The organism is Candidatus Nealsonbacteria bacterium DGGOD1a, from assembly GCA_022530585.1.
In the GTDB taxonomy this organism is placed as follows: Bacteria; Patescibacteriota; Minisyncoccia; order Minisyncoccales; family UBA5738; genus UBA5738.
In genome coordinates this window covers 971,605-998,603 of record CP092821.1, presented here as the reverse complement: position 1 = coordinate 998,603, position 26,999 = coordinate 971,605, and the positions used below count along the sequence as shown (strand labels likewise).

The 26,999-nt window shown below is 43.4% G+C and carries 26 protein-coding genes, 3 tRNA genes and 1 pseudogene; 29 read left to right on the top strand and 1 reads right to left on the bottom strand.

Going from position 1 to position 26,999, the window contains the following annotated elements; translation table 11 throughout:
• Window positions 1-17 precede the first annotated feature (17 nt).
• From rlmN to L7H18_04855, 18 genes are all read left to right on the top strand, one after another.
• Window positions 18-1,037, top strand: a complete 1,020-nt coding sequence (rlmN, locus tag L7H18_04940; protein ID UMX47756.1) for a 23S rRNA (adenine(2503)-C(2))-methyltransferase RlmN — start codon at window positions 18-20, stop codon at window positions 1,035-1,037.
• Window positions 1,038-1,082: 45 nt separating this feature from the next.
• Window positions 1,083-1,304 (top strand): DUF167 family protein, encoded by a 222-nt coding sequence (locus L7H18_04935; protein UMX47755.1) that lies wholly within the window; start codon window positions 1,083-1,085, stop codon window positions 1,302-1,304.
• Between the two features lie 132 nt (window positions 1,305-1,436).
• The gene (idi, locus tag L7H18_04930) at window positions 1,437-2,012 is read left to right on the top strand and encodes an isopentenyl-diphosphate Delta-isomerase (GenBank protein ID UMX47754.1); all 576 of its coding nucleotides are present in this window, start codon (window positions 1,437-1,439) and stop codon (window positions 2,010-2,012) included.
• Entirely contained in the window at window positions 2,005-2,727 is a 723-nt protein-coding gene (locus L7H18_04925) for a class I SAM-dependent methyltransferase (GenBank protein UMX47753.1), read from the top strand. The genes idi and L7H18_04925 overlap by 8 nt, the downstream gene beginning before the upstream one ends.
• A gap of 28 nt (window positions 2,728-2,755) precedes the next feature.
• Window positions 2,756-2,831: transfer RNA gene (locus L7H18_04920), tRNA-Arg, on the top strand.
• A 128-nt stretch (window positions 2,832-2,959) separates the two neighbouring features.
• Window positions 2,960-3,133 (top strand): hypothetical protein, encoded by a 174-nt coding sequence (locus L7H18_04915; protein ID UMX47752.1) that lies wholly within the window; start codon window positions 2,960-2,962, stop codon window positions 3,131-3,133.
• Between the two features lie 124 nt (window positions 3,134-3,257).
• Complete coding sequence (locus L7H18_04910) at window positions 3,258-3,842, top strand: NYN domain-containing protein (GenBank protein ID UMX47751.1); 585 nt, start codon at window positions 3,258-3,260, stop codon at window positions 3,840-3,842.
• Between the two features lie 165 nt (window positions 3,843-4,007).
• Window positions 4,008-4,748 carry a hypothetical protein gene (locus tag L7H18_04905; protein UMX47750.1) on the top strand — a complete coding sequence of 247 codons (741 nt, stop codon included), beginning with the start codon at window positions 4,008-4,010 and terminating at the stop codon, window positions 4,746-4,748.
• 365 nt (window positions 4,749-5,113) lie between these two features.
• Window positions 5,114-7,273, top strand: coding sequence for a site-specific DNA-methyltransferase (locus L7H18_04900; GenBank protein UMX47749.1), 2,160 nt, complete (start codon window positions 5,114-5,116; stop codon window positions 7,271-7,273).
• Window positions 7,274-7,277: 4 nt separating this feature from the next.
• Window positions 7,278-7,643, top strand: a complete 366-nt coding sequence (locus tag L7H18_04895; protein UMX47748.1) for a hypothetical protein — start codon at window positions 7,278-7,280, stop codon at window positions 7,641-7,643.
• The gene (locus L7H18_04890) at window positions 7,644-8,120 is read left to right on the top strand and encodes a hypothetical protein (GenBank protein ID UMX47747.1); all 477 of its coding nucleotides are present in this window, start codon (window positions 7,644-7,646) and stop codon (window positions 8,118-8,120) included. It abuts the gene before it with no gap.
• A gap of 173 nt (window positions 8,121-8,293) precedes the next feature.
• Entirely contained in the window at window positions 8,294-9,760 is a 1,467-nt protein-coding gene (locus L7H18_04885; protein ID UMX47746.1) for a putative DNA binding domain-containing protein, read from the top strand.
• Window positions 9,761-9,977: 217 nt separating this feature from the next.
• Window positions 9,978-12,662, top strand: a complete 2,685-nt coding sequence (locus L7H18_04880; GenBank protein UMX47745.1) for a DEAD/DEAH box helicase family protein — start codon at window positions 9,978-9,980, stop codon at window positions 12,660-12,662.
• Between the two features lie 18 nt (window positions 12,663-12,680).
• Entirely contained in the window at window positions 12,681-13,385 is a 705-nt protein-coding gene (locus L7H18_04875; protein ID UMX47744.1) for a plasmid pRiA4b ORF-3 family protein, read from the top strand.
• Between the two features lie 9 nt (window positions 13,386-13,394).
• On the top strand, window positions 13,395-13,787 hold the full coding sequence (locus tag L7H18_04870) for an SEC-C domain-containing protein (GenBank protein ID UMX47743.1): 393 nt from the start codon (window positions 13,395-13,397) through the stop codon (window positions 13,785-13,787).
• Window positions 13,788-14,075: 288 nt separating this feature from the next.
• The gene (locus L7H18_04865; GenBank protein UMX47742.1) at window positions 14,076-14,639 is read left to right on the top strand and encodes a hypothetical protein; all 564 of its coding nucleotides are present in this window, start codon (window positions 14,076-14,078) and stop codon (window positions 14,637-14,639) included.
• Between the two features lie 172 nt (window positions 14,640-14,811).
• Window positions 14,812-15,243 carry an MgtC/SapB family protein gene (locus L7H18_04860; protein UMX47741.1) on the top strand — a complete coding sequence of 144 codons (432 nt, stop codon included), beginning with the start codon at window positions 14,812-14,814 and terminating at the stop codon, window positions 15,241-15,243.
• Between the two features lies 1 nt (window position 15,244).
• Window positions 15,245-16,468: an endonuclease Q family protein gene (locus L7H18_04855; GenBank protein UMX47740.1), complete on the top strand. Its 1,224-nt coding sequence runs from the start codon at window positions 15,245-15,247 to the stop codon at window positions 16,466-16,468.
• Between the two features lie 46 nt (window positions 16,469-16,514).
• Here L7H18_04855 and L7H18_04850 read toward each other — a convergent pair whose 3' ends face one another.
• Window positions 16,515-17,141, bottom strand: a complete 627-nt coding sequence (locus L7H18_04850) for a phosphatase PAP2 family protein (GenBank protein ID UMX47739.1) — start codon at window positions 17,139-17,141, stop codon at window positions 16,515-16,517.
• Window positions 17,142-17,178: 37 nt separating this feature from the next.
• Between L7H18_04850 and L7H18_04845 the strand changes: the two are divergent.
• From L7H18_04845 to glmS, 11 genes and pseudogenes are all read left to right on the top strand, one after another.
• A pseudogene (locus L7H18_04845) lies at window positions 17,179-17,814 on the top strand (GDSL-type esterase/lipase family protein).
• A 65-nt stretch (window positions 17,815-17,879) separates the two neighbouring features.
• Window positions 17,880-18,311, top strand: a complete 432-nt coding sequence (locus L7H18_04840) for a phosphoribosyltransferase (protein ID UMX47738.1) — start codon at window positions 17,880-17,882, stop codon at window positions 18,309-18,311.
• Between the two features lie 2 nt (window positions 18,312-18,313).
• The gene (locus L7H18_04835) at window positions 18,314-18,835 is read left to right on the top strand and encodes a hypothetical protein (protein ID UMX47737.1); all 522 of its coding nucleotides are present in this window, start codon (window positions 18,314-18,316) and stop codon (window positions 18,833-18,835) included.
• A gap of 88 nt (window positions 18,836-18,923) precedes the next feature.
• Window positions 18,924-19,214, top strand: a complete 291-nt coding sequence (locus L7H18_04830; protein ID UMX47736.1) for a DUF4342 domain-containing protein — start codon at window positions 18,924-18,926, stop codon at window positions 19,212-19,214.
• A 143-nt stretch (window positions 19,215-19,357) separates the two neighbouring features.
• On the top strand, window positions 19,358-19,861 hold the full coding sequence (locus L7H18_04825) for a hydrogenase maturation nickel metallochaperone HypA (GenBank protein ID UMX47735.1): 504 nt from the start codon (window positions 19,358-19,360) through the stop codon (window positions 19,859-19,861).
• Window positions 19,862-19,884: 23 nt separating this feature from the next.
• Window positions 19,885-19,956: transfer RNA gene (locus L7H18_04820), tRNA-OTHER, on the top strand.
• 133 nt (window positions 19,957-20,089) lie between these two features.
• Window positions 20,090-20,163: transfer RNA gene (locus tag L7H18_04815), tRNA-Ala, on the top strand.
• A 234-nt stretch (window positions 20,164-20,397) separates the two neighbouring features.
• Window positions 20,398-20,904 (top strand): hypothetical protein, encoded by a 507-nt coding sequence (locus L7H18_04810; protein UMX47734.1) that lies wholly within the window; start codon window positions 20,398-20,400, stop codon window positions 20,902-20,904.
• A 187-nt stretch (window positions 20,905-21,091) separates the two neighbouring features.
• Window positions 21,092-23,524, top strand: coding sequence for a leucine--tRNA ligase (gene leuS / locus L7H18_04805; GenBank protein UMX47733.1), 2,433 nt, complete (start codon window positions 21,092-21,094; stop codon window positions 23,522-23,524).
• Window positions 23,525-23,605: 81 nt separating this feature from the next.
• Window positions 23,606-24,901, top strand: coding sequence for an ATP-binding protein (locus L7H18_04800; GenBank protein ID UMX47732.1), 1,296 nt, complete (start codon window positions 23,606-23,608; stop codon window positions 24,899-24,901).
• 284 nt (window positions 24,902-25,185) lie between these two features.
• Window positions 25,186-26,997 carry a glutamine--fructose-6-phosphate transaminase (isomerizing) gene (gene glmS, locus L7H18_04795; protein UMX47731.1) on the top strand — a complete coding sequence of 604 codons (1,812 nt, stop codon included), beginning with the start codon at window positions 25,186-25,188 and terminating at the stop codon, window positions 26,995-26,997.
• The last annotated feature ends 2 nt before the right edge of the window (window positions 26,998-26,999 follow it).

Sequence of the window (26,999 nt, the reverse complement as noted above, 5' to 3'; positions counted from 1 at the left end):
GCGGCAATTCGATGAACTTGGAAAAATTAAACGAAATTCTGGCCGACCGACCAGCTTATCGCGCCGAACAAGCCGGAGAAGCGGTTTTCGGGTCGCTGATCGAAGATTGGGAGCAAGCCCGCGGATTGCCCAAAGAATTGCGGCAGGAATTGGTCGCCGGTTGCCCATTGGATATTAGCGCGGAAATTTTTGCTTCTCGGGACGGCGATTCGGCCAAGGCGTTGATAACTTTGGCCGACGGATTGAAGATCGAAACGGTTTTGATGCGCCATAGCGGTTGCCAAGAGGCCGGGGCGGGCCGCAATACGGTTTGCGTGTCGTCGCAGGTTGGCTGTCCGATGGGGTGCGCTTTTTGCGCCACCGGCAAAATGGGATTCAAGCGGAATTTGACCGCGATGGAAATAATTGAACAAGTTTTATTGTTCGCGCGATTGTTGAAAAAAGAAAACCAACGGGTTGCCGGCGTTGTTTTCATGGGAATGGGGGAGCCGTTTATGAATTATGATAATGTGATGGCCGCGGTGAAAATAATGAATGACCGGCGGGGGCTTGATATCGGCGGCCGGCATATTTCCATATCGACATGCGGGATCGCCGAAGGGATAGAGAAAATAATAGACGAACCCTTGCAAGTGAATTTGGCGATTTCTTTGCACGCGCCCAACGACGCGCTTCGTTCCAAAATTATGCCGGTGAACGCCAAGTATCCGATTGATGTTATAATGAAATCGGTTTTGCGTTATGTCCAAAATACGAAGCGGCGGGTGATGTTTGAATATATAATGATCAATGGCGTCAATGATTCCGACGAATGCGCTCGGGAACTTGCGCGACTCATAAAATCGCGTTTGTCGCTCAAGCTGGCATTCGTGAATCTGATTCGGTATAACTCGACCGGAAAATACGGGGCATCGTCGCCGGAAAGGGTAAAAGCTTTTAAGACAATTTTGATGCGGGAGAATCTGGAAACTACCGAACGCTACCGTTTTGGCCGGGGAATAAAAGCGGCGTGCGGCCAGCTGGCTACGGAAGAATAGGGGATGAATTCATAATTCCGGACTCGACGGCAAAATACCATAACCATGTTGATCAAAGCCCATGTTTATCCGTGTTCAAAAGAAGAAAGCGTAAAGCAAACCGGCCAGGATGCTTTTAGCGTCAGCGTGCGCGAAAAGCCGGAAAACGGCGCGGCCAACGCCCGGGCCATCGTTTTGTTGGCGCTATATTTTGCGGTTCCCGCGGGCAAAGTGCATTTAATCAAGGGCGCGCACGAATCGCATAAGATATTTGAGATCATCGAATAATTTTCAGTTTTCAATTTCCAATTTTCAATGAATGGTTTGATTATCAATGATCAAACGAAAGAGATGTATTTACTTGGCCATCCAAGCATTGAAAATTTAATGTAAATTGAAAATTGATAATTGGAAATTCTTATGGAAGACAAAGATGATATTTTATTGGTTGACGAAGACAATAATCCGATAGGCGCCGGAGAAAAAATGGATGTCCATCGGCGCGGGATTTTGCACCGCTGTTTTTCGATAATGATTTACAATTCCCGCCGAGATATTCTTCTGCAGCGCCGCGCCGCGGTAAAATACCATTGTCCGGGATTATGGAGTAATGCTTGTTGTTCGCATCCGCGGCCGGGCGAGCATTTGATAATGGCGGCCAAGAGGCGTTTAAAGGAAGAAATGGGGATTTTAACGCCGTTGAAAGAGGCGGGGGTGGAATTTATTTATAAAGTTAAGGTCGGTGATCTGATTGAACACGAATACGATCATCTGCTTTATGGAATTTTCGACGGCGATCCGCGGATAAACCCGGAAGAAGCCGATGGATGGAAATGGATCGCGTTTGACGATCTCCGGCGCGATATGAAGGCGGATCCCGAAGCATTCACGCCATGGTTTCGGCTGATCGTCAGCCAAGGCGACAATCAGGTTGACCAGATTCCGGTGGCGCGGTTGGAAAAATACGAAATCAAAAAATTGGCAACTTATGGATAAAACTGCCGCCGACAAGTTATTGGCGCAAACGCGGGAAAATTATGATTCGTTCGCGGAATCATTTTCCCAAACGCGCAATTATGTTTGGCCGGAAATGAAATTCCTGGCGGACGATTTCTTCAAGCGGGGAGGCCGGGTTTTGGATATTGGTTGCGGCAACGGCCGTTACTATCCGATTTTTAAGGAAAAGGAAGCGGAATATGCCGGCATCGACAGTTCGCGAAAATTGATTGCGATCGCCAAAAAAAATTTTCCCGAAGCCAATTTCGCGGTTGCCGACGCGCTCAAGTTGCCGTTCAAGGAGAATGAATTTGATTTGGCGGTATCGATCGCGGTCTTGCACCATATTCCTTCGGAGAAAAATCGAGAATTGTTTTTCAAAGAAGTTTCGCGGGTTTTGAAACCCGGCGGTATTTTTATCGTTACGGTCTGGGATTTGCGGCCGTTTTCAATGATAAAGGCGAGGCGATGGAAGAGGTTTCAAAATTTCGCCAAAACCCAAATTAACATCGCGCTGGGGCGGGAACCGCTTGATTTTGGCGATTTTTTCATTGCGTGGCAAAATCGATATCAACGGTATCACCACGCGTTTTCTTTGAAAGAATTAAAAAAAACGGCAATTGCCGCGGACTTTAAAATCGAAAGAAACGGCGTTTCAAATTCAGGTTCAAGAGAGGCCAATCTTTACATTGTGGCCAAAAAGTTGCAGAATTAAGCTCGTGATAAATTAAAGAGTTAAACGCGCGCCCGTAGTTTAATGGATAAAATATTGGCCTCCGAAGCTGAAGACTACAGGTTCGATTCCTGTCGGGCGCACCACAACCCAAAAAAGGCCGAATGGCCTTTTTTTATTGAAAAAATCTCCAAAAGAGCTAAATTGAATTCAATGAATTAAAGGTACTGATTTAAATAAGTATTTAAATCAGTATTTAAATAAGGACTTCAATATGAACCGAAAAATTGAGGATAAAAATATCAGAAAACTCGCCAAAAGCGGCAAAACCTCGCTGGCCATAACCATCCCGCGCGACTTCATCGTTGAGCTGGGCTGGCGCGAGAAACAAAAAGTGGTGGTCAAAAAACAAGGCCGAAGCATTGTGATAACCGATTGGAAGGAGTGATCGCGTTATGAATAAAATTATGGAAATTCCTCAAAATATTTTAAACAAATTTATAGTCAGGAAAGATTATTTGGAATGAATCAAGAACGAAACTGCGATTACGGCTTATTTGGATTTAACCAATATGTTTCATTGGCAGGATGTTTTGGGATGGAAATTCAGGATTAAGGATATTGTTTCCCAATTACTTTCATTCTCCAACATCAAAGAAGTGAAAATTTACTACGGTAAAAACGAGTACGACAAAGACGCGAAGCTGAAATCGGATATTTTAAAGAAGCGGATTTTGGCGACTGGCGCGATTTTGCGCGACAAACCGGTGAAATTTATCAAAAAAACTCCCGGCGAAGCGTTGCTTTTTAAAAGAGCGACAAGAAATTTGTTTAACGCGGCGGTGAACGGCAAAATAAAAGAATTGATTGATCAAATCAAGGAATGCGGAATGGAGACGATAGAAGAACCGAAATGCAATTTTGACGTGGAAATAGCGATGGATATGATGGATGACGCCGAAAAAAATACCGCGGCAATGTTATTTTCAGGCGATTGCGATTTATCGGTCATACTGGAGCGGTTGAAAATTAAAAATAAGAAAATATTTATCGTGGGAGTGCGGGAAATGGTTGCCGACGAGTTGCATCGGATAAAGGACAAATACATCAATTTCGGCAAGTTCTATACCGGGATAAGGCGGTATCCGCTCAAATAAAAGCGAAAATCCCGCCAAAGCGGGACCGCGTGATTGGTAAGCAAATCGCTTACACTTATTATATAACCCGTTATGCCGGACATTGTCAAATTTTTATATGTTTTTATGTATCGCAAAAGGGAAAATTATTTTGTAAACACGATTTTCAACATTATAATAAGAGTTATGAAAGATTATAAAGTGTTGGCATTGGACGAAACTGGCAAGGCCAGTTTCAATCATCCATCCAAAAATTTTGTATTATCGGGTTTGATTTTACCCGAAAATTTCAAGTTTGAATTTGATAAATCGATAAAAAAGTTAAAGAAAAAGTTTTTCAACGACGAAGAAACATTGTTTCATTGTCGCGATATGTTGCGAAAAAAGGGGCCGTTTGCGATATTGACAGATAAAAGTACGGAAATCAAATTCTGGTCGGAATTTGTCGTTTTGTTGAATTCCGATAAGCTGTCGCCAGCTTTTGTTATCACGGACAAGAACAAGGCAAAAAAATTGGGATGGAATGATGTCGCGATATTGCGGCGCAGTTATAACAAAATTTTGGAAGAATTCGTGAAAAAATATCTTGGAGAAAACAACGGAAAAATTGTCGTGGAATCAGATTCGCATCAAGATAAATATTTAATAGAAGCGCATAACAGATTGCAATCTATAGGGTTGCCATCCGAAGGAATCACGGGGGCGGATTATAGAAATAAAATTACATCATTGAGTTTGGTGAATAAATTCAATGCCGATGTTGATATACAAACGGCGGACAGTATGGCGATAATGGCGGATATCGTTTATGCTATGAAAATCGGCGGTTGCAAAAAGCCAACCAAGGTGCAAACAATAATGAAGCGGCTGATAAACAGAAAAATGGCCGATAAGAACAACCCCGGAATTTTTGAAATACTCGTTTAGAAACAAAAAAATCGGCCATGGCTATCCGCACATTTACCGACTTTTTATACCCTGATTGTAGCTTTTCGTAGCGGTTTGTCAAGGGTATTTTTAGTAATCTTTCACTGGGGTAGCAAATTTTGCAAGGTTTCTCCTTGCTGTAATCGGCAAGGTGAATCCTTGCAAAATTTGCGGCGGAAAACTACAAACATTGGCCACTCCGGTGAGGGATCACTATTTTTATATGTTTTGGCGTATCAAAAGAGGAAAAATTATTTTGCGGACATGGTTTTTGACATTATAATGAGAGTAGAGTTTGGGATTTTGGAATTGAAAAATGATCGTAAAAGAGTTAAGGTGTAGAGAAATGCAGCCATAAACAAAATATGAATCTTTCCGATAATGAAAAACGGGATATTGTTAAATTGATTGAGGCGGGGAGGCCGCTGCCGGATAAATACCGGTTTTTATTGTTTGAGGATAAGCGCGAGGTGGAATTGGTGTGGAACGGAAAAACAAATGAAGTGACCAATGTGGTTTTGCCGTTTCAGACGATTGAACAGGTTGACGAGCCGCGGAGTGAAAAGGAGGCGCGGTTGCAAGGATCGCTTTTTGATTTTGATTCGCGCGGACGGCAATTGAAGGGGTGGACGAACAAGCTGATTTGGGGCGACAACAAATTGATTCTGTCGTCTTTGAAAAACGGGCCAATGCGCCAGGAAATTGAAGCGCAAGGCGGCATTAAGCTGATTTACATTGACCCGCCGTTTGATGTGGGCGCGGATTTTTCAATGAACATTGAAATTGGTAACGAGGAATTTACCAAAAAACCGAATGTCTTGGAGGAATTGGCATATCGCGACACTTGGGGCAAAGGTGCCGACAGTTTTATCGCGATGATTTACGAACGCCTCTCGCTGATGCGCGATTTGTTGGCTGACGATGGCAGTATTTATGTACATTGCGATTGGCGAGTAAATAGTTATATGAGGTTGGTTTTGGATGAAATTTTTGATAAAGAGAATTTTAGAAATGAAATTGTTTGGAAATATACTGGTAGTTTGGCCCCTCAAAAGGATTTTTCAAGAAAACATGATACGATACTTCGCTATTCAAAATCAGAGAATACAATATTCAATCATCTTTTTACACCTTATTCGGAGGGGGCAATAAATCGTTTTGATAAGGAAGATAATTTTGGACGGTATAAGATTACTTATAGAGATGGAAAGGAATATAAAACATATATGAAAGAAGGAAAACGGCTTGAGGATACATGGGATATTTCAATTATTATGAAAAACGATGGGGATTTTACTAACTATCCCACACAAAAACCGTCTAAACTTGTAGAGAATATAATTTTAGCATCATCAAATGAGAATGATATTGTGGCGGATTTTTTTAGCGGGTCGGGGACTACGCTGGCGGCGGCGGAGAAATTGGGACGGAAGTGGATTGGGTCGGATTTGGGGAAGTTTGCGATTCACACCACGCGCAAACGGATGATCGGGGTTCAGCGGCAGATGAAAAAAGATGGGAAGAATTTCCGGGCGTTTGAGATTTTAAATCTTGGAAAGTATGAAAGACAGCATTATATCGGCGTGAATCCTAATTTACGCGAGGAGGAAATCCAACAGCAAATCGCGCAAAAAGAAAAAGAATTTGTTTCTTTGGTTTTGTCGGCCTATAAGGCCGAAGCGTTTGACGGATTTAAAACTTTTCACGGCAAGAAAAGCTCGCGTTTGGTGGCCATCGGGCCAATAAATTTGCTGGTGTCGCGGCTTTTTGTTGAGGAAGTGATCGGCGAATGTTTGGAAAAGAAAATCACCAAAGCCGATATTTTGGCGTTTGAATTTGAAATGGGATTATTCCCGAATATCCAAGAAGTTGCCAAAAGCAAGGGCATTGATTTGGCGTTGAAATATATTCCGCGCGATGTTTTTGACAAACGGGCGATTGAAAAAAACCAAGTGGTATTCCACGATGTTTCGTATATTGAAGTAAAACCCCACTTCGCTAAAGCTACGAGGGGCAAGGCCGATTTAGTTTCGATTGAACTGACTGATTTTTCGGTTTTCTATAACCAGGATTCAATTAAGGAAGTTGAGGAAAATTTAAAAAACGGCGGCAAGAAATTGCTGGTTGAAAACGGCCAAATCATCAAAATTTCCAAAGACAAAGACGGAATAACCACGCGAGAAAATTTAACAAAGGAATGGACGGATTGGATTGATTATTGGGCGGTTGATTTTGACTTTGAAAGCAAAAAGGAAATTATCCGCGTCCCGAAAAAAGAATCGCTCCAGCCGCACATTGACGGCACGGTTGATCCGCACCAAGCCAAACTTCCCGAATTTGAAGAAATTTGGACCGGCGATTTCGTCTTTGAAAACGAATGGCAATCGTTTCGCACCAAAAAAGACCGCAACTTGGAAATGGTGAGCGTCGCCAAAGAAATGCAATCCGGGAAACACAAAATCGCGGTAAAAGTCGTAGATATTTTCGGTAACGATACGATGAAAATAATTGAGATTAAAATATAATAATATGATTGATTTATCGCAAATAAAATTTTTTGATGGCGATTATGAAATATTATATTCAGGTGATTTTAATATATACGAGAACAAATTGGTTATTGATAAAATTGCCGGTTTTTCATTCGAATTTTTATTTACAAAAGACAGCAACATAAACGGTCAATTGCCAATAAAAATAGAAGGAGATGGTATTAATAAAATAGTTAAAATATCGTTAGTCAATTTTGACAATACGCTGGGCGCAGGGACTACGAAAAAAATACCAATTATTAATACTATCGACAGCAAGCAAATCTTTTTTTCTATTCACGCGAAATCATTGGACGCAAGTAGTACATTTCTTAAGGTATCGGTCACCTTTTACATAAAATAGATGGGCAAAAATGTTTCAAAACAAACACAGCGAGGGCGCAACCATTCAGCACATGATATCGGTAGCGTTTTTGTGCCGCCAGAACAGGACCAACTTGCTATTTATCGTCAATCAAAAAATTTGCATATCAATCAGTCGGATCTTAAATTAGAGTTAATCCATTTTGCAAAAGCAATTGAAAATAAGTTAAATACTGGACTGTTGGTCGGTATTATCTCAGTATGGATTGCGATTTTCACAGGTGAATTCCACGATACTTTTGGGATTAAATCTGACTATATTCGCATAGCGGTTATTTTACTTGCCGTTATTTCTACTTTTTATGTGATAAAATCGATATTTATTACTTTATATAGGGCAATTGTTTCTTTTTATTTTTTTAGAAAATTATTTAAAGCAGATGAATGGATCGACGAAAACGAAATAAATGCCGAAAATAAAGCCGAGAGCATCATTGAAAAGTGCGAAACTAAATAATACGATATTATGTTAAGTTTTTTCAGAGTTATTTTTTGAAGTTCTTTATCTGGGATTGTAAATCGGTGAAGTACGGATTTAAATCAGTATTTAAATAAGGACTGAAATATGAACAGAAAAATTGAGGAGAAAAATGTTCGCAAGTTGGCCAGTCAAATAATTGAAGCAAGGATATGGAAAAAAAAGAATTAATAGAAAATATCTTGAATATTCCTTCGGAAACGCGAACGCTGGAATTCAAACGGCTTGGCGCAAGCAGAAATGATTGTGTCGATAAAACATTAGAATCCATCGTTGCGATGGCGAATACCGATGGCGGTACGATAATCTTGGGCGTTGATGATCCGCAGAAAACCAAACGGAAGGGATTGGATAGGATTTTCGGCATTGAAGAGAATCTTGAGCTTTACGATGAGATAGGGAGGTCATTAAGGAAAATTTCACCGCCGATTTCCAGTATCTGGCCGCCTAAACTTATAGAAGTTCCGAATAAAAATGCAAGAATTGGGCTTTTGTTTATCCCCAAGGTTGGGGATGGTTTCAGGTCATTCGAAGGCCACGCATACATTCGTTTGGAAAAAGGCAACAAACTGCTTGCACCGCAGGAATTGGTTCATTTCGCCTATGTTAAAGGATTTGAACGGGCGGATAAAGAATTGGTTTCGGTTGATTTCAAGCTTTTAAAATCGCTGTTTTACGATTCTTGGCGCAAAAAGCGGGAGATAACGGATGATCCCATTGAAATAGTTTTAGAGAAAACCGGCTTGGCTCGAAGAGGAAATGATGATTTGCTATATCCGACGCGCGCGGCAGTATTATTATTTGCGGAGTTTCCCAATGATCTATTGGATACCAAATGCGCTGTCCGAGTCTTTCAGTACGAGGGCAGTTTGGAAACGATAAAAGAAACTTTGAATTTGATAGGGGCTCCAAAGAACATTATCGGGCCGGTTGCCAAACAAATAACCGAGACCCATGAATATGTTTTAACGCTGTTGCGGACTGGTATTCGTGTGCCATCGGGGTTCGTTACCACTTATCAGATACCGGAAAGAGCGGTTAAGGAAGCGATAACTAATGCTATTATACATCGCGATTATCATACCAAAAGGGACATAGAGATTAAAATTTTTGAAGATCGCGTTGAAATCGAGAGTCCGGGATTGTTGCCTTTAAATATTACGCCATCAAACATCGGCATAGAAAGAGCACATGGTTACAGAAATGATTTATTGGTTAAGCATCTCCGGGAATTTCCCGACCCGCCGAATCTTGATCAGAATGAGGGGGTGCGAGCTATGCGCCAAACAATGAAAGCGGCGAGTAAGTATCCGCCGATTTTCTTGACGTATCCTCGCATTCAAGATGCGGTCCGTGTTATATTATTGAACGAAAAAGCCCCGAGCGAATGGGATAAAGTTTGTGATTATTTAAATAGAAATAAATACATCGCGAATGTCGAGGCTCGAAAGTTGCTCTATATCAATGATGCTTCAAAGGTGTCAAGATTATTTAGAAAATGGGTTAGCCAGGGCCTTTTGACGCCAATAATTCCAAGGACGGGTGCAAGGCGAAATGTAAAATATAGATTGCCGATGGGTGATGAAAGAAGTTTATTTGCGCAAGGAAGAAACAAATAACGATGGTTAAGGTCGATTTAGGTGCAAAATGAAAAGTTTATTTGCAATTGATGGCGTTTTTACCTTTGTAAAAAAACTCCCCGCTTGTTTAGGGCGGAGTTTGGATATCGGACCCAAATCCATGGGCAGGGTAGCCTTGCGGCTACAACCTAAGCATATCAGTATTTGGTTAATTGTCAAATAAAGTATTGATACAATTATTGGTACAACGAAATTTATGGCATTACATCAAAATTTTCCGACAAATTCTTATGAAATTCTTGATCCGGCGATTCGGTGGTTTCCGGCGGATGAAAATTTGCGCGACAAAGATTATGGAAAGCTGTTGCCGCCGTTGGTTGCCGAGTTGCGTAAGAAGGTAGCGGCGTGGCGCGTTGGCGGTTATAACGGTGCAAGCGAAACCAGCAAGGCGTTGCTTAATTGGTGGTTTTTAACCGAACATCCGGTTGAAAATATTGACGGCAAATTGTCGCTTTTCCGATATTATTTTGCCCAGCGCGAAGCGGTGGAAACCGTGATCTGGCTTTATGAAGTTGCTAAATCGAGGGATAAATACGATCTTATTCGCTACGATAGTTCCGGCGCGGTTTCCGCGGGAATGTTTGATGAGGATTGGACGCGCTATGTGATTAAAATGGCCACCGGTGCGGGGAAAACCAAGGTTTTGAGCTTAATGCTGGCGTGGTGTTATTTTCACAAAACATACGAACAAAATTCCGATTTGGCGCGCAATTTTTTAATCATTACGCCGAACATTATTGTTCTTGATCGCATCCGCGCGGATTTTGACGGATTAAAGATTTTTTTCCAGGATCCGATATTACCAGACAATGGTTATTGCGGCCAGAATTGGCGCGATGATTTTCAGTTGACGCTTCACATTCAGGACGAAATCGGAACGGTTAGAAAAACCGGCAATATATTTCTTACAAATATTCATCGGGTATATCAAGGCGCAACCGAAGCCGCCAGCTTTGACGATTCAAACACCGCTGATTATTTTTTGGGTAAAAAACCGGCGGGCGCGACCAATGAATCTAAACTTGATCTGGGCGATATTGTTCGCAATGTTGACGGACTGGTGATTTTAAACGACGAAGCGCATCATATTCACGATCCGCGGATGAGCTGGTTTAAATCGGTGGGCGATATCCACAACCGCTTAAAAATGAAAGGCGGCGCATTGTCATTGCAAATTGATGTTACGGCTACCCCGAAACATACCAACGGGTCGATTTTTGTGCAAACCGTGAGCGATTATCCATTGGTTGAGGCAATCCATCAAAATGTGGTAAAGCATCCGGTGCTTCCTGATTCAGCCAGTCGCGCAAAATTACAGGAACACAAATCATCAAATTACACCGAAAAATACAAAGATTATATTCATCTTGGATATTTAGAATGGAAGAAAGTTTATGATGAACACAAAAAGCTTGGCAAAAAGGCAGTTTTGTTTGTGATGACCGATGACACGAAAAATTGCGATGAAGTTGCCAAATACCTTGAAAACACATATCAAGATTTGAAAGATGCGGTTTTAGTTATTCATACGAAAGACAATGGTGAAATTTCGGAAAGCGCAACGGGCAAGAAAGAAGAAGAGTTGAAAGAGCTGCGGAAAGCTGCCAATGCGATCGATTCTTTGGAAAGCCCGCACAAAGCGATTGTTTCAGTGTTAATGTTAAAAGAGGGCTGGGATGTGCGAAATGTAACGACAATTGTCGGGCTTCGCGCTTATGTGGCAAAAAGCAATATTTTGCCGGAGCAAACGCTTGGCCGTGGTTTGCGCCGGATGTATCGCGACCCGGATTTACCGGAATTTGTGAGCGTTGTCGGTACAGATGCTTTCATGGATTTTGTGGAATCGATTAAAAGCGAAGGTGTCGAGCTTGAACATCGCCAAATGGGCGAAGGTTCGGGGCCAAAGTGTCCGATAGTGGTTGAGATTGATCGGGAAAACTTAAAGAAGGATATGGAAAAGTTGGATATCGAGATTCCCGTATTAACGCCGCGTATCTACCGGGAATATAAAAATCTATCGGGATTAATGCCGGTGAATTTTGAGTATAAAAAAATCGAGATTAAAGAATTCAGCGAGGAGGAAAAGCGGGAAATCGTTTTTCACGATATTGCCAGCGGTGAAATTGCCCATAAAACAGAGTTAGACAGCAATTTTATTCCGAATTATCAAAGCGCTATCGGCTATTTTGCGCAGATAATTATGAAAGAGCTTCGCCTTATAAGCGGCTATGATATTCTTTATGGAAAAGTTAAAGAATTTATCAAAAATTATTTATTCAACAGTCCGATTGAGTTGGAAAACTTGAATTCATTGCGCAATCTTTCTGAAATTGAAGCAACCCGCGCCGTTATTGAAACTTTCAAGAAAGAAATCAATAAACTGACGGTGCTTGATAAAGGCGAGGCCGAAATTCGCGACTATATCAAGATTAGCAAAAGCCGTCCTTTCGTAGTTAAGGATCAAGGGTACATTGTGCCCCAAAAGAGCATATTCAATAAGGTTGTCGGCGATAGCCGCTTTGAGCTTGAATTTGCCGGTTTTCTTGAAAATTGCGAGGACATAATTTCTTATGTGAAAAATTATTTTGCCGTTCACTTCAAGATTGATTACAAAAACGCCAATGGCAATATCTCTGATTATTACCCCGATTTTATCGTTAAGGTATCGCCAAAAGAATATTGTATCGTGGAAACAAAGGGGCGCGAGGATTTGGACGACATCGAGAAAATAAAACGCCTTGAACAATGGTGTGCGGATGTGAATGTTAACCAGAAAAACGCCAAATATCAAATGATTTATATCAAGCAAGAGGATTGGGAGGCGCAAAGCCAGAAACCGCGAAATTTCCAAGAGGTAATTAACGGATGGAGTAAATATTAGTTATGTTTAAAATCAATTATGGTTAAATCGAATAAAATCAAATCTGTTCGGGAATCCGGGTGGAAGCGCACTTGGCGCAGGAATACCGAATTTTCAATAAAAAACGCGGGGGACGGCAGGCTGCTGCAATTAAGAATTATTTTGATCGGTTCCGATCCCAAAATTTGGCGCGAAATCATCGTGCCGGAAAATTATTCTTTTTTCGCGCTGAATGTCGCGATTCAGGATGTTCTTGGCTGGGAGGATAGCCATTTGCATCAATATTTTACGGTCGATCCTTATAATACCAGGCCGCCCTATCCGCGGATCGCGATTCCAAATCCGGAATACGACGATGGCGAAGATGTGGTTGATGAGCGTAAAGCCAAAATTAAAGAATATCTTGGAAAAATCGGCGCCAAAGTCTATTACGAATACGATTTTGGCGACAGCTGGATGCACGAGATCGAAGCGGTTAAAATTTTAGAAAACGACGGCAAAATTAAAATTCCGGCGATAATTTCCGGCGAAATGGCCGCGCCGCCGGAAGATTGCGGCGGAATCGGCGGCTACTATGATCTGATAGAAGCGGTAAAAAATACCAAAAATCCCGGCCATGAAGATATGATGGAATGGCTCGGGATAGAAAAGCCATCGGATTTTGATCCGGCAAAATTCAATATTCGCGAAATAAAATTCCACGATCCAAAAAAAGTGCTGGCGCGATACGAAAAATTTTGCTAAAAAAACGGTATGGCAAGCAATTTACCCGATCAATACCGCGAAACGTTAAACGAGTTGAATGAAAGCCAGCTGATTGAGCTCAACAAGCTTATCGTGGGCAAAATCAATCTTTTCGGACGGGCGCGCCAGCTTGGCGCGATGACGCGGTTTAACGCGGGCGATCGCGTGTGCTTTATGAATTGCGGAAGAAAAATGTTTGGGAATATAGAGCGTTTGAATCAAAAAAGCGTCAGTTTGCGTTGCGACGACGGAGGCCGCTGGAAAGTGGCGCCTTCATTGTTGGAAAAAGTTGATGAATGGCAAAAAAACGACGGTAGCCAAAATAATTCATATGACCGCAACAACCCTTGTCCGTGCGGTAGCGGCAAGAAATACAAAAAATGTTGCGGAAAAATTTCGTGAATTGAAAATTTGACAAATGGTTTTTAATCGGCTAAAAAGAAGGCGAGGGGATGAGGGTTTTTACCCAATACAGGCAGAAGATTCTTCAGCGGAGGAGGTTGAGTGCGGGCCGCGCAGTCTCTGCCAGATTGCACTATATAGCTTGACTGATTCCGCGAGGGATCGCTCCCCTCAACTAAAAGGCACCGAATGCATCGGTGTTTTTTAGTTGTTTAAGGCGTTATTCTTTGTTAGAATGGATTATTAGTTATGCTTTAAGTTTTTCGCTTTTAGCTTTAAATTTTTAATATGCAATACAAAATCGCGGTATCGGGCGCGGCGGAAATCAGCCATTGTTGCGATAATATCATTTTGCTGTCAAAAGAAATCGGCAAAGAAATCGCCCGGACTCATTGCGTTTTGGTTTCGGGAGCCACTACCGGCGTGCCTTATTTTTCCGCCCAAGGATGCAAACAGGAAGGCGGGTTCAATGTCGGGTTTTCGCCGGCGGGGTCCGAAGTGGAACATATCAAGCGTTACCGTTTGCCGATGGATGTTTTCGATGTGATGGTTTATACCGGGGCGGATTATTCCGGCCGGGATATAATTATGACCAAATCCGCGGACGCGATAATTATCGTCTGCGGTCGGATGGGAACATTGCACGAATTTACCACGGCGGTTGAGTGCAAAAAGCCGATCGGCGTGCTGGAAGGTTCGGGCGGCACGGCGGACAAAATCCGCGAATTGGTGAAAGGCACATACCGCGGCATCAAGAAGATAGTTTACGAAAGAGATCCGATTTTATTGGTGCAAAAGATGATTGATCTGGTCGAAAAAGAAAAGAGAAAAGCAAAATTGGAATTGCCATAAATTGATACCCCGACGCAAGGACTTAATTTTTTTGAATTGCGAAACCATTAAATTCAAATGCTTTGAAGGGGTCTAACCCTTGCGATTATCCCTCGGGAATACTCGGGACGGGCAGCATAGGGATAGACCCCAAATACAAAGCGTTTCGTAATTCAAGATAATTTATAAAAATATGTTTATTGAATTACAACCATTGTCCCAGCTGGCGATTACGATCGCGCTTTGCGGGTTGATCGGCTTGGAGCGGGAAACCAAAAAAAAGGGCGCGGGTTTGCAGACCTACAGCCTGGTGGGGTTGAGCGCGTGCGCGTTCACGATGCTGGCGATGAGTCTTTACGCAACAGATGGTTTCGCGCCGATCGATTTGCCGCGCGTTATCCAGGCGATCACCACGGGCATCGGTTTTATCGGCGCGGGTCTGATTTTTAAAGGGGACAAAGGCGGCATTGAAGGTTTGACGACTGCCGCGGGCTTGCTGGTGGTTTCGGCCATCGGCGTGGCGGTGGGGTTGCAGAATTACTTTCTGGCGATATCGGTGACCGCTTTTATGCTCTTCGTGTTTATAATTTTCGGGATGCTGGAGATAAAATTTTTCCATAAATAATATGCGTTTTGCCGCGGATTTGCACATTCATTCGCATTATTCGCGCGCCACTTCGCCTCGGATGAATATCGTTTCGCTTGACCAATGGGCCAGAGTCAAGGGAATAAAAGTGATGGGTACGGGCGATTTTACCCATCCGGCGTGGTTTGCCGAATTACAGGAACTGTTGGACCACGCGGAGCGGGGTCTTTTCGCGTTAAAAAATTCAAAGAGCGGCACGCGTTTTTTGTTAACCGCGGAAATCAGCTGTATCTATTCCAAAGGCAATCGGGTTCGCAAGGTGCACATTGTGATTTTCGCGCCGTCGTTTGAAGTTGTCGAAACCATCAATTCAAGATTGGCCAAGGTCGGCAATTTGACGGCGGACGGCCGTCCGATACTTGGATTGGACGCGCGGGAACTGGCTAGAATGGTTTTGGACGCGTCGCCGGATTGTATGGTGATCCCGGCGCACGCGATGACGCCGTGGTTTGGCGTTTTCGGGTCCAAATCCGGGTTCGATTCGCTGGAAGAATGTTTTGGCGATCACGCGAAATATATTTACGCCATCGAGACCGGATTGTCCGCGGATCCGGCAATGCTTTGGCGGATTCCGGACGGACGGAATGTTTGTTTGTTGTCGAATTCCGACGCGCATTCGCCGGAAAAAATCGGAAGGGAGGTGAATATTTTTGACTGCGCGCCGGACTATTTTGAAATAATGAAAGCCATAAAAGAAAAAGACGCCAAAAAATTTTTATACACGATTGAATTTTTTCCCGAGGAGGGGAAATATCATTTGGACGGCCATCGGTCTTGCGGTATGTCGTTGACGCCCCGGGAGTCGATGAAAACAAACGGTCTTTGTCCAAAATGCAACCGGCCGCTGACAATCGGAGTTTTGAGCCGTATCCAAGAATTGGCGACAGAGTCCGAGGGATACAAACCGGCAGGCGCGATACCTTACAAAAACTTGGTGCCGTTGCAGGAGATAATCGCCGATGTTTTGGGCGTTATGGTTGCGAATGCCGCGGTTAAAGCCGAATACGCGAAGCTGGTCAAAGCGTTCGGTTCGGAGTTTTCGGTTCTGCTTGGTCCGACCGTTTCCGATCTTGAAAGCGCGACAACGCCGGAGATCGCCCAAGGCATTGTCGATGCTCGGGAAGGCAAGGTCGAACTTGTCGCCGGTTACGATGGAGTTTTTGGCCATGTATCCGTTCGTGCCCGTTCGCATCCTGTATTGTAGGGGCGAAACCATGTTTTCGCCCGCATTTAAATGCCAATACGGGCGATTACATGGAATCGCCCCTACGGTTTCCAATTTCGATTGCGGCGCAAAGTACGCAAGTTCCGGCAACGAATCCCGCGACGACATCGGTGGGGAAGTGCGCTCCCAGATAGATGCGGGAAAATCCGACCAGAGAGACAAAAATTATCGCGGCAATATCCATCGCGGCAAGCAAATATTTATTTTTTATCGATCTGTGCGCGATATAAAGCAAGGTACCGTAGAAAACCAGCGAGTTCATGGAATGGCCTGAAGGAAAACTGTAAAACGAAGCGTCTTCCAGGGGCGCGATATCGGGCCGGAAGCGGTGGACCGAATATTTGATTGCGTTGTTGGCGATTACGCCGGCCAGGAGCGCCGCGCCGAAAAAGACCGCGGTTTTGCGCCGATTTTTCAACCAAAACGCGGCAATGACGATTACGGTCAATAACCCGGTGGTCGGAGTCGAGCTGATTGAGGAAACGGCGAACATTGTTTGCGTCAAAACCGGAGTTCGGAGGGAATAGATCGTTTTTGACCATTCCAGATCAAAACCCGAGGTTTTGCCAGTTAAAACCCCAAAAGTAACAATGGAAAAGATTGCCGCTAAAGCGCACAAGGCCGCAATCTTGACTTTATTGGTTATTGCCATAGATTTAGTATAATACAACAATTCAAAGTTTAACAAAATGCACGAAAATATTTTCATTTTTGGCGACAGCATTTCTCTGGGATGTTTCGATGCCGCCGGAGGATGGGTTCGGCGGCTGAGCAGTTTTTTGATGGAAAGATACATTTCCGGCGATGGCGAGGAAATCCTTATATATAATCTCTCAATATCTGGAAACCAAAGCCAAGATATTGCCGCGAGATTTGAATCCGAGTCGCGCTTGCGGCTGTCGGAGGGGGAGAATGTTGTTATTTTTGCGATTGGCGTTAATGATTCCGCTTTTGTACACAGCAAGAATGATTTTTAGGTGCCATTTAAAGAATTTAAAAATAATTTGCAGAAATTGATCAATCTGGCAAGAAAAATATCCGACAAGATAGTTTTCATCGGTTTGCCGATGATAGATCAAGAAATTGTCGATCCGATGCCGTGGGACACCGATAAATCGTATCGCAACGAATATGTCAAAAAATACGATAAGGCGATTAAATTAATAGTCGAAGAAAACGGCATGGAATACATTTCAATTTTTGAAAAGTTCGCGGTAGACGATTATAAAAAATTGCTTTTTGACGGCGCGCACCCGAATTCCGAGGGCCACCAATTGATTTTTGAAGTCGTCAGGGATTATCTGCTGGCCAACAAAATCATTTGATCTTTGATCATTAAATGACATTCCAACATTCTTGAGAATGTGAGAATGTCGGTAAATTTCTGAAAATGAAAAAAATTGGGTTTGGGGAAATTGAAGAGATGATAAATGGATTTATTGGCGGCAATAAGGAGTTTTTGAATAAGGTCGAGGTTGTGGTGGGGGTGAGTCGGGGAGGGCTGGTGCCGGCGGCGCTGTTGGCGGCTAAGATTGATAAACCCTTAATTGCGGCGTATATCAACAAGCAAGACGAGATATTTTTTGACCGCGGCGATTGGATAAGCGATAAAAACATTTTGGTCGTTGACGATATTATCCGTTCGGGGAAAACTTTGCGGCTTTTGAAAAACTGTTTGCAAAAAAATTGCCGGCTCAAAAGTATTTCATTTTTCGCGCTGTTCAAGGTAAAATCATTGAACGATAGAAAATACGACATTTCGTCATTTTTCCAAGAAATTGACAGCGATATCATTTTTCCGTGGGATTGCGATAGAAAATAAATATGTACGATTCTGAAATTCATCATCGGAGAACAATTCGGGTTAAGGGTTATGATTATTCGCAAGACGGGGCGTATTTTGTCACCGTTTGCGCGCAAAACAGGCAATGTTTGTTTGGGAGCATCGCGGATGCAAAGATGGAATTGAATAAGGCGGGGGAAATCGTAAATAATTGTTGGTACGAAATTCCAAAACATTATCCGTTTGTTATTTTGGATGAATTCGTGGTGATGCCGAATCATTTCCATGGGATTATAATTATTCAAAATCGGGAATGGAAACGGGAACGGGCGAATAATCATTCGCCCCTACAAATGCAAAATGCGGGGACATCGAAAACCGTGGGGGCGATAATCAGAGGATATAAAATTGGCGTTACCAAATTGTTGGGAAAACCAATTTGGCAAAGGAATTATTATGAACATATTATTCGCAATGACGATGATTTGGATCGCGTGCGTGAATATATCATCAATAACCCGTTAAATTGGGAAATTGACGAATTGTATTCCCGTATCCCGTAGGGGCGAATGATTATTCGCCCGCATTTGTATTTTTGTGGACAAATTTGATTTGGAATGTTATTTTAAAGCAACAATAATTAACAAACATATGGCGACAAAAAAGACGCAATCAAAAACAGAAAAAGAGACAAGCCGCGGTTCAAAAACAAAGCGCGAGGAGTTTAAAATTTCCGGCGAGAAAATGATCGAGAAGGTTAAGAGTCTCATTAAAGAGGGGAATGTGCGCCGGATAATCATCATTAACGACAAAGGCGATACGCTGATGGAAATCCCGCTCACTTTCGCGGTTGTCGGCACGGCGCTGGCGCCGGTTTTGGCGGCCGTTGGGGCGCTGGCGGCATTGATCGCCAACTGCACGATTATCGTGGAAAGGAAATAAAGACATCTCAAAACTCAAATCTCATATCCAAGAACCATAACGAAAATCCCGCAATCTGATTATCTTGGAATTGGATCAAATTTTTAGATTTTGGTTTTAAGATGCGGTTTTGGGATACGGGATTTAACATTTGACATATATTTATGCCGATACATTTGAATTACCAGGGGACGACTTGTGAAAAGTGCGGGGCGGAGTTTGTGGCCCACAAAAAAGATTGCGTTTGTCCCGCGTGCGGAGAGGCGACCGATGACGGTTGCGATTTTGCCGCGGAAACGATCGCCACAATGAAAGACCATAAACAGCTTTACGGAAATTATTTTCCGCAAAGCTGGTTTTCCGGTTCGATCGCGGATACCGTGCAGGGAATAATTTTTGAATTGTTTGACAATTATGAAATTGATAAGCCCGAAGATTTCACCGCGTTTGTTTTGGCGCAATTGGGGGATGCGGTGTGGGAAGAAGGGCAGGAACATCTGGCGATACAGGTTGAAGAGATCGCACTGGAAGTTTTCAATATCTATCGCCAAGACCCGGATTTTAAGGGCGATAATTTGAAAGAAAAACCGCTGAATCAAAAATTGAAAGAGATTCAGTCAAAACCAGCTGGTATTCCGTTTGATATTGACAGCAAGATAGGTTTTTGATAGGGTTTTACCAGAACATTGAAGCTGGCATAACTCAGTCGGTAGAGTGCTTGCTGTTAAGCAAGTTGTCACTGGTTCGAGCCCAGTTGCCGGCGTGGCTGAATTGAGTTCTGATACCAATTGGAATAATGATAAGAGGCCAAATTATGCTTATGTGTTGTAACAACGCGATATAGCATACGCCATAACCATTGGCGGGTTCCGTGTCGCGATCGGACATAAGCACTTGGGCTAGTAGTTCAGCCGGTCAGAACGCCCTGCTTGCAACAGGGATGCCATGAGTTCAATCCTCGTCTGGCCCGTTAACGGCAAAGATAATTATTTCTTTGGCCGTTTTTATTTTGCCTTGAAATGAGGGCTTTTTTTGTATAATATCAAGGATAAGCGGAATATCGCAATTTTCAAACTCCAATTTTCAATTTTCAAAAAATATTTCAATAATCAATAAATCAAATAAAATGCCGAATATATATTTTGTTTGAGGCATTGAAGTTTGGGATATTGATTGAAAATTGGAGTTTGAAAATTGAAAATTTATGACGAATTCCGAAAATATCATTAAGGGAAAGCTGGCGGAGAGTTTGGTGGAGCGGTTGTTAAAGGCCTCGGGGTGCCGGGTGTATCGTTTGGGTTCGGAGGCGATGCTGGAAAATATCGTGCAGTTGGAAGATGAATTCAGCAAGGACAGCAATCTTGGAAAAAAGATCGCGTCAATCCCTGATTTTGTGGTGATGGGAAACCGCGAAAAGCCGGTGTTCGTGGAAGTGAAATTCCGCACCGATCCGGAATCGCTGGAAGAGGAATTGCTTTTGGAGAAAGATTCGCTGGAAAAATTTTGGGAAGCGAAAATCGTTTTGGCGACGGTGAAAGAAAAACCGTATTTTCGCGTGCTGACCCCGCCGTATTTTTCCAAAGAAAAACGCGATGGCTGGCCCATTCCGGTTTCCAACTGGAAGCCGCTTAAAGACGATCCGGATATCGGAGCTGGCCAAGAGGTGATAAGTAAGTTTGAGGAATTGGCAAAGAAATATTATGCAAAATGACCAATTTCCAATTTTCAATTTCCAATGAATTTCCAATGATTCAATTTTCAACCAAATGCATTGTATTCCGTTTGGTCATTGAAATATTGAGCCATTCAATGTCCGCCAAAGGACGGACGCGCCTGCGGCGCGAAAACTGAAAATTGAAAATTGAAAATTTAGAGAAACGCATGTGACTATTAAACTCATGGAAAAAGAAAATTGCGATAAAAATGAAGAATATCGGCCAAGTGTAATCGAACCCAAATGGCAGAAATTTTGGGAAGAAACCAAATCTCATCGGGCCGCGGATGATTCCGAAAAACCCAAATTCTATAATTTGGATATGTTTCCGTATCCGTCCGGCGCGGGTTTGCATGTGGGGCATTTTAAGGGTTACGCGGCCAACGATGTAGTGGCGCGCCAAAAGCGGATGGCGGGATTCGATGTTTTGCATCCGATGGGATGGGACGCGTTTGGTTTGCCCGCGGAAAACTACGCGATCAAAACCGGGATCCAGCCGGAAATTTCGACCAACAAAAACATCGAAAACATTAAACGCCAGATGAAAATGGCGGGATTGAGCTATGACTGGTCGCGCGAAATCAACACTACGGATCCGGAATATTACAAATGGACGCAGTGGATATTTTTGAAGCTTTTCGAAAGAGGACTGGCCTATGAATCGGAATTGCCGATCAATTGGTGCCCGAAGTGTTTGACCGGGTTGGCCAATGAAGAAGTGGTGGGCGGCAATTGCGAACGATGCGGTGCGCCGGTCGGGAAAAAAAACCTGCGCCAATGGGTGCTGAAAATCACGGCCTACGCCGACCGGTTGCTGGAAGATTTGGCCGGGCTTGATTGGCCCGATCGGATTGTTGAAATGCAGCGCAATTGGATCGGCAAAAGCGAGGGGGCGGAAGTGAAATTTAAAATAAAAGGTTTGGAAGAGGAAATCAATGTTTTTACCACGCGCCCGGACACGCTTTTCGGATGCACTTATATCGTGCTGGCGCCGGAACATCCGCTGGTCGAAAAGTTAAAGGATAAAATCGCGAATCGCGCCGCCGTCGAGAGCTATGTCAAAGCCGCCAAACAGAAAATGGATTTGGAACGGATCAGCGATGTCAAAGATAAAACCGGCGTGCGCTTTGAAGGCATAACCGCGATAAATCCGGTCAACGGGCGCGAAATCTCGGTGTGGGCCGCGGATTATGTTTTGATGAACTATGGAACCGGGGCGGTGATGGCGGTGCCGTCGCACGATTGCCGCGATTTTGATTTTGCCAAAAAATACAATCTGGAGATTATCGAAGTGATCAGACCCGAATCGGGCCCGGCCGAACTTCCCTATGAAGGCGGCGGCGCGCTGGTGAATTCCGGGCAGTTTGACGGACTGGATTGGGAAGAGGCGAAAAGCAAAATCATCGAATGGTTGAAGGGACGGGGGAGCGCCCGAAAAACCGTTCATTATAAATTGCGCGACTGGGTGTTTTCGCGCCAACGATATTGGGGCGAGCCGATACCTTTGATTCATTGCGATAAATGCGGCACGGTCCCGGTACCCGAAGATCAGTTGCCGTTGCGGTTGCCCCAAGTGGAAAAATACCAGCCCACGGGCACGGGTGAATCGCCGCTGGCGGCGATCGCGGATTGGGTGAACACAGTTTGCCCCAAATGCGGCGGCGCGGCGAAAAGAGAAACCAACACCATGCCGCAATGGGCCGGTTCTTCATGGTATTATTTGCGTTTTCTCGACCCGGCCAACGGCAAAGAGTTGGTTTCAAAAAACAAGGAAAAATACTGGATGCCGGTCGATCTCTATGTCGGCGGCGCCGAACACGCGGTTTTGCATTTGTTGTACGCGCGGTTTTGGCATAAAGTTTTGTTTGATATCGGCGCGGTTTCGACAAAAGAGCCGTTTCAAAAGTTGAGAAACATCGGGATCGTGTTGGCCGAGGACGGACAGAAAATGTCCAAATCAAAAGGCAATGTGGTGAGTCCCGACGATATCGTTAAGGAGTTCGGGGCCGATACTTTGCGCGTTTACGAGCTGTTTATGGGTCCGTTTGATCAGGCGATCGCGTGGAGCACGGACAGCGTGCGGGGAAGCCGCAAATTTTTGGGTCGGGTGTGGCATTTGGTTTTAGAATGCGCGGATAATAAAAAAAGCGGCGATGAAATTTTGCGCAAAGTCCACAAATTGAACCAAAAAATCTCCGGCGATATCGAACAGCTGAAATTCAACACCGCGATTGCCGCGTTTATGGAATTTTTGAATTTTGCGGAAAGCGAAAAAAAGAATGTTGGCAAAGACGCGCTAAAAAGATTGATTTTATTGCTGGCGCCGTTTGCCCCGCACATCTGCGAGGAATTGTGGCGCAATCTCGGCAATCCGGAAAGCGTTTTTGCGCAACCTTGGCCAATGGCCGATCAAAATTTGCTCAAAGAGGATACCATTGAAATCATCGTTCAAATCAACGGCAAAATGCGCGATAAAATTTCAATATCGGCAGATGCCGGAGAGCAAGAAGCGATAGCAATCGCCAAAGACACTGAAACTATAAAAAAATGGCTCGACCGGAGTCAAATCAAGAAAACCATTTTCGTGTCCGGAAGATTGATAAACTTTGTCGTGTGAACATGTTTTAAACTCGGCGGCGTTGACAATATTTTATTCTTAATATAATATGAATTATTGATATTTTATTCTTAATATAATATGAATATTGAAGAAATGATTTTGGAGCAAAACGACCAGTGGCGGCTTGATTTTGAAATCGGCGGAGTCAAGCGCAAATTGTTTGACAGTTTTGTCGCGCAAATCAATACCAGGGCGGTTTTTGCCGTGGCCGGGCCTCGCCGCGCCGGCAAATCGTTTTTTATGTCGCAAATCATTTGGCATTTGATTTCCCAAAAAGTTCCCCGGGAAAACATTTTGAATATTAATTTTGAACACCCTTTTTTTGTTTCTCGAAACAATGTTGAGATCATGCCGCAAATCTTGGCAAGTTATCTTGAGCTTAAAAATCCGCAAGGCAAAATATATGTTTTTTTGGACGAACCGCAAAACATTCAAAGCTGGGAAGCATTCGTCAGATTTAATTTTGATAAGAATAAAAATATCAAATTTTTTGTGACCGGTTCAAATTCTCGGCTTTTGTCTTCGGAATTTTCCACTAAACTCACCGGCCGAGTTTTTAATTTTTTTCTTCCGCTTTTTAATTTTGCGGAATTTTTGGATTGCTTTAAAATCAATTATGAAAAAGAAGGAGAATTGAACCAAATTGTGGAGAAAAATTTCAAACAAAGAAATAATTTGGCTCATTTTGCCGATAAATTTTTGGCCAGTGGCGGTTTTCCGGAAATTTATGAAAATTTAAATCCGAATGCGGTTTCCGAATATGCGAGAAATTATGTTAGGACGGTGCTATATGCCGATATTGTTCCTCGGTATCGGATTCGCGTTCCGTTGCTTCTGGAAAATTTATTTTATCAAATTGCCAATAACAATGGTTCCTATTTTAGTTTTAATAATTTGGCAAAAATTTTGGGAGTGAGCGATTTAACCGTTAAGCAGTATTTGTCATACCTTGAAGGGTCGTTTTTGATTAAAATTTTGCCTCAATTTTCGGAAAAATCAAAAGAACAGTTGCGGCGAAAGATGAAGATTTATTTGTTTGATCCGGTGCTTAAAAAACCATTTTTCTCCCGCTCTTTTGACGATAACGCCCGAGATGTTGAAAATTTGATTTTGCGCCATTTCGATTATTGGGCAAAAAATTTTTATCTTTTACAAAACAGCGAAATTGATTTCAGATCGGAAAAAGACGGAAAAGTTTGGCTGGTCAACGGCTGCTATTCAAATCAGATAAACCCGCGGGAATACCAAGGATTTGCCGAATTTGAAAATACGGCCAAAGCCGCGCAAAAAATAATCGTTTCCAAAAATATTTATCAAAAAACCCCGGTTTTAACCGTCCCTCTCTGGGCGTGGCTTTTGTTTGAATCTTTTTAGAAATGCGATCAAAAACTCCGAAATTATAAAAAAATGGCTCGGCCAGAGTCAAATAAAAAAACTATTTATTTATTTTTGTCAAGATTTACGGCGGATTGGGGGTGGTGTATCGTAAAATGTAAGATTTCTTAAATTTAAAGTGCAAAAATCAAAAATCAAAATGACAATTTGCGCCATAGGCGCATCCGTCCTTTGGCGGATAAAATGTAAAATTTAAAATTAAATAATTTTTAATTTTGCATTGTAATTTTTAATTTTGATATTTAAATTTTTCATTTGAAAATATGTGCGGAATAATCGGTTATATCGGCAAAAGGGAGGCGTTTCCGGTTTTGATATCGGGACTCAAGCGGATGGAATACCGCGGCTATGACAGCTTTGGTTTTTGCATCCATGGCCGGGACAAAAATTTTTCCACTTTCAAGAAGGTGGGGAAGATTTCGGGCGCGGGCCGGGAATTGGACGAAATGACGATCAACGGCAACATTGGCCACGCGCATACCCGCTGGGCCACGCACGGCGGCGTGACCGAGGTTAACGCGCATCCGCATTTGGACTGCGCGGGCGCGATTTCAGTGGTGCACAACGGCATCATTGAAAATTACAAAGAATTGAAAAAAGAATTGGAAGCCGAAGGCCATGCATTTTTGTCGCAAACCGACACCGAGGTGCTGGCGCATTTGGTTGAAAAATATTTTGACGGCAATTTGGAACGCGCGGTGAAAAAAGCGGTTGCAAGAGTGCGCGGCACTTACGGTCTTGTGGTGATCGCCAAGAATGATCCCAACAAGATTGTGGCCGCGCGGTCGGGAAGCCCGCTGTTGATCGGCATCGGCGAGGATGAATTTTTGGTGGCGTCGGACCCGGCGGCGGTGGTGGCCAACACCAAGAAAGTGGTCTATCTAAACGAAGGCGAGATTGCCACGCTCACCGCCGATGGCTATTCAATATACGCCGAACGCCAGCCGCAGGAAATCGAATGGGATTTAAAAGATGTGGAAAAAGGCGATTACCCGCATTTTATGCTCAAAGAAATTATGGAACAGCCGGAAAGTTTGGCCAATTCCTTGCGCGGCCGGCTATTGCCCGACGAAGGCAGCGCCAAACTGGGCGGTCTGATGCCGGTCGGAGAAAGATTGCGGGAAATTAAAAAACTTCATATTGTGGCTTGCGGAACGGCGCGTTATGCCGGGTTGATCGGTGAATTGATGCTTGAAGAATATGCCGATTTGCCGACGGATGCGGACGCGGCTTCGGAATTTCGTTATCGTAAAAATATTTTGGAAAGAGATTCGGCAGTTTTGGCAATTTCCCAATCGGGCGAGACCGCCGATACTCTGGCGGCGATTCGCGAAGCAAAATCAAAGGGAATTTTAACAATTGGTATTACCAACGCGGTGGAATCAACTCAAGCGCGGGAGACCGATGCCGGGATTTATAATCATGCCGGTCCCGAAATAGGAGTGGCATCGTCAAAAGCGTTTACTTCCCAATTAACAGTTTTGGCATTGCTTACATTGTATTTGGGCCGCCAAAGAAATATGGCGTTGGTGATGGGGCAAAGGATTGTCAATGAATTGGCGAAAATTCCTTCATTGGCTCAAGAAACGATTGAGAATTGCGTTAATTTAAAAGAAATTGCCCAAATATATAAAAATTATTCCAGTTTCTTTTTTATGGGCCGCAAATATAATTTTCCCATCGCAATGGAGGGTGCTTTAAAATTGAAAGAATTGGCTTATGTCCATGCCGAGGGGGTGGCGTCGGGAGAATTGAAACACGGGATGATCGCGCTGATAGACAACGATTATCCGGTGATAGTGATTTGTCCCAGCGATTCGGTCTATGAAAAAAATATTTCCAATATTATGGAATTGAAAGCCCGCGGCGCGCGGATATTGGCGGTGGCAACCGAAGGTAATGAAGAAATTGCCGAGATTGCCAATGAGGTTGTTTATATTCCGAAAACTTTGGAAATGCTCACGCCGATTCTCACCGCGATCGTGATGCAATTGTTTTCTTATCATGTGGCATTTGCGCGCGGTTGCGATATTGACAAACCTCGCAATTTGGCAAAGTCGGTGACGGTGGAGTAGAA